This window comes from Caminibacter sp., from assembly GCF_053999135.1.
Window position 1 is genome coordinate 1 of sequence record NZ_JBMXVQ010000054.1, and the last position, 5,206, is coordinate 5,206.

8 protein-coding genes and 1 tRNA gene are annotated in these 5,206 nt (G+C 30.4%); 6 read left to right on the plus strand and 3 right to left on the minus strand.

Features of this window, described 5'->3' with window-relative positions:
* Window positions 1–97 precede the first annotated feature (97 nt).
* From ACXJH6_RS04515 to ACXJH6_RS04535, 5 genes are all read left to right on the plus strand, one after another.
* Window positions 98–781 (plus strand): TIGR00703 family protein, encoded by a 684-nt coding sequence (locus ACXJH6_RS04515; RefSeq protein WP_456470573.1) that lies wholly within the window; start codon window positions 98–100, stop codon window positions 779–781.
* A gap of 9 nt (window positions 782–790) precedes the next feature.
* Window positions 791–1,513, plus strand: coding sequence for a hypothetical protein (locus ACXJH6_RS04520; RefSeq protein ID WP_456470574.1), 723 nt, complete (start codon window positions 791–793; stop codon window positions 1,511–1,513).
* On the plus strand, window positions 1,506–1,886 hold the full coding sequence (locus tag ACXJH6_RS04525; RefSeq protein ID WP_456470575.1) for a NifB/NifX family molybdenum-iron cluster-binding protein: 381 nt from the start codon (window positions 1,506–1,508) through the stop codon (window positions 1,884–1,886). The genes ACXJH6_RS04520 and ACXJH6_RS04525 overlap by 8 nt, the downstream gene beginning before the upstream one ends.
* Entirely contained in the window at window positions 1,883–2,248 is a 366-nt protein-coding gene (locus ACXJH6_RS04530) for a NifB/NifX family molybdenum-iron cluster-binding protein (protein ID WP_456470576.1), read from the plus strand. The genes ACXJH6_RS04525 and ACXJH6_RS04530 overlap by 4 nt, the downstream gene beginning before the upstream one ends.
* Window positions 2,249–2,544: 296 nt before the next feature.
* Window positions 2,545–2,632 (plus strand) — tRNA-Ser (locus ACXJH6_RS04535).
* A gap of 40 nt (window positions 2,633–2,672) precedes the next feature.
* On the opposite strand, the gene ACXJH6_RS04540 is transcribed toward ACXJH6_RS04535, so the two are convergent.
* A complete protein-coding gene (locus ACXJH6_RS04540) occupies window positions 2,673–2,834 on the minus strand; it encodes a hypothetical protein (RefSeq protein WP_456470577.1) in 162 nt (53 codons plus the stop codon).
* A gap of 473 nt (window positions 2,835–3,307) precedes the next feature.
* Here ACXJH6_RS04540 and ACXJH6_RS04545 point away from each other — a divergent pair, with 473 nt between their 5' ends.
* Window positions 3,308–3,613, plus strand: a complete 306-nt coding sequence (locus ACXJH6_RS04545) for an STAS-like domain-containing protein (RefSeq protein ID WP_456470578.1) — start codon at window positions 3,308–3,310, stop codon at window positions 3,611–3,613.
* Here ACXJH6_RS04545 and ACXJH6_RS04550 read toward each other — a convergent pair.
* A complete protein-coding gene (locus ACXJH6_RS04550) occupies window positions 3,610–4,425 on the minus strand; it encodes an ATP-binding protein (RefSeq protein ID WP_456470579.1) in 816 nt (271 codons plus the stop codon). The genes ACXJH6_RS04545 and ACXJH6_RS04550 overlap by 4 nt on opposite strands.
* On the minus strand, window positions 4,425–4,799 hold the full coding sequence (locus ACXJH6_RS04555) for a hypothetical protein (RefSeq protein ID WP_456470580.1): 375 nt from the start codon (window positions 4,797–4,799) through the stop codon (window positions 4,425–4,427). The genes ACXJH6_RS04550 and ACXJH6_RS04555 overlap by 1 nt, the downstream gene beginning before the upstream one ends.
* Between the last annotated feature and the right edge of the window lie 407 nt (window positions 4,800–5,206).

Sequence of the window (5,206 nt, forward strand, 5' to 3'; positions counted from 1 at the left end):
CTCTGACACTTTTGTTTTAATTTATATAAATTACTCATAAAACTTGACAAAGAAATACTAAAATTCTATAATTATAAAAAACTAAAAGGAGAAAATTATGATAACTGAACTAAGGCGTGAACAGCTTTTAAATACTCTGGTATTTGAAACACTCGGACAACCTGAAAAAGAGAGAGAATTCAAAATAAAATCACTTAAAAAATGGGGATTTGATTTGGTTTTTGGTAAAAAAGACGGTGAAGAGACTTATTTTGCCGCTGCTAATAAAAAGGCTGGGGATAAATATACTGAAAACGAAGTAGAACATGAAGTAATAGAAGTATTAAAAGAACTGCCAAAAAATAAAAAGATGTTTGCTAAAATCGAAATGATAGAAGGAAGAGCATATTTATATGTGTATCTAAGAGAAGACGATGTAGATACTCCTATTTTATATGTTCCAGCAGGTGAGTTATTGTTAGCATTTCTAAAAAAACATAAATTTATTCATATTATCGAAGCATTAAGAAACTTAGGAAGTGCCGCTAATCTTGTAAAAAAACACGGAGATGAAGGAAAACCTCTTCCATATGAAGAATTACCGCCGGTTCCGAGAAGATTTTTAAGAGATGCTAAAAAAATCGAAAAAGAGATGGGATTTGGAAGAATAGCGTTGGCGTATTTTGGGGAAAATAAAAGCGGAGAAGCTAGATATTGGCTAGAGTGGATGGTGCCTACAATTGCTTTATTTGAAGAACAGATTTCTCAAAAAATAGATAAAGCATTGGCTGAATTTAAATAAGGAGAAGGGATGCTTATATTTTGGACTCCTACTTCTTTTGAGAAGACAGGGTTTTTAGAAGACGATAACGGCAAATTTCTGCCAAGAAACGCTATTCTTGAAGCACTTGAGAGTGCGGTTGTGTTTTATTACATAAAAAAAGATAAAGCGTTAGAGAATTTAGTAAAAAAATATTTAACGAGCAAGCCTAAACTAAAAGAAATCTCTAAAGAGGTGAAAAAAAGAGTATTTGAGAAATATCCGGTGCTTGAGGGAATTGAGATACCTGAAAAAATCTATTTGGATGAAGATAAAATATCAAATGAAGTTGTAAAAGTTTTTGATTTAGAGAAAAAAGAGTTTACTAAAAGTTTTAGAATGGATGTGTTTAAAGGCGTATTGGAAGATGTAAAAATCAAATCCGACAATATGGAAAAAATAAAAAATGCCTGTAAAGCATATGCAAGAGCTTTAGCGGAATATGAACATAAAGCGTTAAAAGATACGGAATTTGAAGGTTTAATAGTGGAAATTCAAAACAGTATCGCAAATGAATGGGAGATTCCGGTACGTGTAGGACATTGGACCAATACTCCTTATAAGGGGGATTTGCTGTTTTTCTGGAGAGTTAAAGAAGTTAGAGATTATCTTTTAAAACATTTACATATTGACATACGTCCAAAAGATGTGCTATATTTACCGCGTACTAATGAATTCCTCGGATGGGGAGAAATAAAGGAAGATAATGAGTAAAGTAGCAGTACCTGTAAAAGACGAAACCTTAGAAATCGTAACAAGAACGGGAAGAGCTCCATTTTTTGCTATTTTTGAATGTGATGAAAACGGATGTAAATTATTGGAGCTGCGTGAAAATACACACGCTCATGAACATGAACACGAACACGGACATCATCAGGAAGAACATACTTCCGATGAAGTCGAACATCATCACAAACATGTAAAAGCAAGCAAGGTTGATGAATGCGATTATATTGTCGTAAGAGCACTTGGTCCTAATATGGAAGACGCTTTAAAACTTGCCGGAATAAACATAATAAAAGTTAGTAAAAAAGACGGTGACACAGCCCCTGAAGTACTTGAAAAAATAAAGGAGCAGTTAAAATGAGAATAGTAATTCCTACTTCCACTCCCGATGGGCTTTTGGCTAAAAGAGGGGCACATTTTGGAAAAGCTCCTTTTTATGTAATAGTAGATATTGAAAACGGAGAAATAAAAGACGTAAATTTTGTCCAAAATCCGGGACATGCGGGAGGTGCCTGCGGTAATGCGGTAAGCAATATTCAAAATCTCGGAGCAGATGCGTTGATAGTATCCGGAATTGGTGCAAGACCTCTTATGGGATTTAAAGAAGCGGGTATAAAAGTATATTTTGATAATGTATCTCCTACGGTAGGAGAAAGTATTGAAAGATTTTTAAAAGGCGAGATAGAAGAAATTAAACCAGAAAATGCATGCGGGGTTCACTAAAGGGTAAAAAGCCCGGCTATTACCCCAAAAAGCTCTGCTCCCGTTACTATTAATTCCGCACCTTCTTTTAAAAATATTTCTATCTTGTAAATCTTATTTAATAAGGGTTTTATTCGAAAAATTCTTGTGTTTGTTTTTCTTGAAATTTTAGGGGAAAACTACTATGTATTCTACATTTATCGGAACTTTTTTAGGGTTTGTAATATTTTTTTTTATCTTCTTTTTAAAAACCTTTAAAATTTTATCAATTTTATTTGCAAAATATTTTAAATTTTATTATAATTTCAATCCACAGAGGAGAGGTGGCCGAGTGGTCGAAGGCGGCGGCCTTGAAAGCCGTTGTACCGTAAGGTACCGTGGGTTCGAATTCCACCCTCTCCGCCACTTAACTTAAAACTTCTTAGATACTGTGATTTTTAATAAGTTAAATTAAATTCCAAGCGCTTGTTGTTTTGTAAATTGTTTTAGGATTTTTAGATTGTCTTGCTTTTTTATTTCTTAATCTTTTTAAAACTCTTTTTTCTTTTAATAAGATTTTTGTACTACATCTCAATCTTGAAGCAGCAGTAAATTCTCTTTTTTTCATTATTTGCCTTTTTTTTAAAATTTTATCAATAAATTAATTAAACTTAAAATACTTAAGCAGAAGAAAAAGCGAAATACTTGCTTTTAGATGGGAAAATATCGACTTTGAAAATAATTACTATTGGATAGCAGATGCAAAGTCGAATGAAAATCAACGCAACGATAATTAACAGGTATGTAAGTATCAATTATCACTCTTCCACACAGCAGGTAAATCAGGAAATGCTGGAGATAATAGAGCCGAAATAAGCCTATTTTTTCTTTTAGGTTATTATTCCCATACCTGCTGAGGTGATTTTTTGATTGTAGGGCTGTTTTAGAGCGAAATAGAAGTATATTTTGAGGAGTAATATGCGAAAAAATTATTTACACCTGCTCTTATTTAAGTTATTTTTAGCAAAAACGATATTATTTACAATCAGATAAAACTATATAATACTTTATGGTATAATTTCAAAAGACAAAGGAGAGAAGATGAGGAGAGTAGTATTAAAAGATTTTTTAGGAAGTAGAGAATTAGGCAGTAGACATAATGGGGAAAAAGTAAGAAATATTATTAAGCCTTTATTAGACAGAGGAGAAAAAGTCATTTTAGACTTTTCAGATATTGAATTGGCTACTCAGTCTTTTTTGGATGAAATTTTTGGAATTTTTGTAAGGGCTTTTGGAACTGATTATATAAAAGGCAAATTACTTATAGAGAATGTTTCTACTGCTATTAAGAAAACAATAAACTTGGTTATTTCTTATTCTAAAAAGAGACACGCAGAAGTTGCTTAATAAAAATCCTCTTCATCTTCTGCAAGTAAAAAGTTTATCATCTCTTGCATTGAAAAGTTGATTTTTTCTTCTTTAAATTCAAATGCTACTAAAACACCATTAAAAGAGTAATCTAAAATTTTTTTCTCATATTTATCATTTAAAGCATTGTATCTATATAAGCCGTTATTGGAAATTATGATAAATTTACCACCTACCTGCTTAATTATTTCGCTCATTATATAAAGACCATAACCTGCATTTCTATATGCACTACCATATAACTGATTTGTTTTATTTGCTGTAAATCCCTTTTCCAATGCTTTTTCAATAGCTTCAACCTCATCTTTTACATTCTCTAAAAAGCCAATTCCTTTATCAGCTATTGAAAATTGAATACTTTTATGTGTAGGATAATACTGAGCCATTGTATAGCCGCCTATTGAAGACTGAGAGTGGTCTATAACATTATTCATCATTTCCGTAAATAGATAAATCATATAGTCTTTTAAGTCTTTTTTATCTATATCCGGTAAATGAATATAATTTTTTAACATTACTTCAGCGATATGTTTAGCAGTAGTTTCAATATTTTCACCTCTTGAGTGAATATGTTCTATCGGAGAATAAGTTTTAGACTGATTGTAACTGTTTAAAAGCATACTATCTATATAAGTATTTTTAGTTAAAGTATTATCGTTATTAAACACTTTATGAGCTTTTACTGCAGTAATATATACTGGTTCTACCCATTCAAGTTTTGTAGCGAAAGAATTAATTTTATCAAGATACGGTAAGGCTTTTTCAACATTATCGATGGTTATTTTACTCATTACAGCTCCTCAATATCTTTTTTATATTGCAATAACTTCTCAATTATCTTATCTTTAAACGCTGGCGGGGCGTATTGGAGTAATTCACATATCTGTTTGTCTTTTGGGTCGGTTGGCTCATTGTTGGTTGAAAGTATCGCTCCCGTTTCAAGCTCTATTTTGAACTCTTTTATCGTTTCTTTATTTACGGGTTTGCCTTTTGTCATAAGCTCTTCTATAGTTTGTTTGATAGTTGGGAATAGGTTTTTTAAAATAGAAATATCATTATGAAATTCATCTTCTATTACATAAGAAAGTGAATATTCTTTTTTATTTAAATCTGTAATACAATTTAAAAAATTATGAATATTAGAGATTATCTTTTTTATTTCCAATAATTCTTTTGTAGTATAAAAGTTTTTTATATTAAAAAAATTGAAAGTGGCTAAAAGAAGTATTTGTATGAAGAAAGCAAAATGTAAATTTTCTATTTGGGCTTTTATTAAATCATTAATGAATTTTTCATCATTTACAAAATCATATTCTTTTTTAATCTCTTTAAAATAAAAGTTTTCAAGTACTTTTAAATCGTCAATGTTTTGAGATATTATATTGTTATGTATTTCATTTAAAAAAAACTTTGTGAAAAAAGATAAATTATATTTTCTTTTTAATAAATTAACCCAAATTGCTAGTTAAAATGGAATAAAAATTGTTAGAGCTCCATAAAAAGCTTTGGGAGGTTTTTATGGAGCAAAGAATTATAACAATTTTTTATTTAATTGACGAATATTTAAAAACA